Here is a 1611-nt window from a genome sequence, read left to right on the forward strand (position 1 = left end):
CCCGCTCGGCGGCCGATGCGACGGAGTATTTCCAGATCCCGACCGGACGTGTGGTCGAGATCGGCACGCAGGTGGCGATCTGAGGTTTCCGGCAGCCTTTGACGCCACGCACCGGTCATTGCGGGGCAAGCCCTGCGCTGGGAACATGGTAGCCCTACCGTCACGGCACTTGATATTGCATCGCAGCAAGCGTAGAGCACCGCGCGCTTATCGGAGTGTCGTCCATGGCCCTTACCAATGCTGGTATTGAGGCAGAACCCGTCGAACAATCGAGCCATCCCGAAATCGAACAGCACAGCACCAAAGTTCTGATGCTGGGCGCGCTCGGTGTGGTCTATGGCGACATCGGCACCAGCCCGATCTACGCCTTCCGGGAAGCGCTTGTTGCGTCCTCCGGCGGCGAAATCGCCGAGCGCGGCGATATTCTGGGCGTGCTGTCGCTGATCATCTGGTCGTTGACGATTATCGTCACCATCAAATACATCATGTTCGTGCTCAGAGCCGACAACCGAGGCGAGGGCGGCGTGCTGTCGCTGATGGCGCTGGCGCGCGGCAGTTTCCCGACCCGCTCGGCGATCATCCTGGCCATCGGTATTGTCGGCGCGTCATTGTTCTTCGGTGACGCCGTCATCACGCCGGCAATCTCGGTGCTTTCGGCGGTTGAAGGCATGAATGTCGTTACCCCGACCTTCCAGCCCTACGTCGTGCCGCTGACGCTGGTCATCCTGGCGATCCTGTTTTCGGTGCAGCGCTTCGGGACCGGCGGTGTGGCGCTGATCTTTGGCCCGATCACGGCGGTCTGGTTCCTGGCTATCGGTCTTTCGGGCTTGAACCACATCATCGCCGATCCCGAAATCCTGTGGGCGGTCAGCCCGCACTACATCGTCGCCTTCCTGATCAATTCGCCCGATGTCGCCTTCGTCACCATCGGCGCCATCTTCCTCGCCGTCACCGGCGCCGAAGCGCTTTATGCCGATCTCGGCCATTTCGGCCGCAAGCCCATCGTGCTCGCCTGGCTGGCCATCGTGTTTCCCTGCCTACTGCTAAACTATGCCGGGCAGGGCGCTTTCGTGCTGGCGAAGAACGGTCACGTCGGCCATCCATTCTTCGAGATGAACGAAGGCTGGACGCTGATCCCGATGGTGGTATTGGCAACCGCGGCGACGGTCATCGCCAGCCAGGCGGTCATATCGGGCGCCTTCTCGCTGACCAGGCAGGCGGTGCAGCTCAATATGCTGCCGCGCCTCGAAATCCTGCACACGTCGGAACGGCAGTCGGGCCAGATCTACATGCCGCGCGTCAATGTTTTGCTGGCGTTGGCGGTGATGTTGCTGGTCGTCGGTTTCGGCGAATCGAGCAAGCTGGCCTCCGCCTATGGCATCTCGGTGACCGGCAACATGCTGGTGACGACGGTGCTGCTGTTCGTCGTCATGACGCGCATTTGGAAATGGCGGCTGTGGGTGGCGGTGGCGATGACGGCGGTGTTCGCGTTCATCGACATCGGCTTCTTCGCCTCCAACATCGTGAAGGTGTTCGAGGGCGGCTGGGCGTCGCTTGCGGTGGCCTTCACCATCGTTCTGGCGATGTGGACCTGGGTGCGCGGCAGCCGCT

At 62.1% G+C, this 1611-nt stretch carries 1 protein-coding gene; it reads left to right on the forward strand.

The genetic code is table 11. From position 1 onward, the window contains the following. Positions 1 to 224 precede the first annotated feature (224 nt). On the forward strand, positions 225 to 1611 hold a 1387-nt coding region (locus tag NKI88_RS31665), incomplete at its 3' end, for a KUP/HAK/KT family potassium transporter (RefSeq protein ID WP_352659326.1).

It is taken from the genome of Mesorhizobium sp. M0317 (genome assembly GCF_040321555.1).
GTDB lineage: Bacteria > Pseudomonadota > Alphaproteobacteria > Rhizobiales > Rhizobiaceae > Mesorhizobium.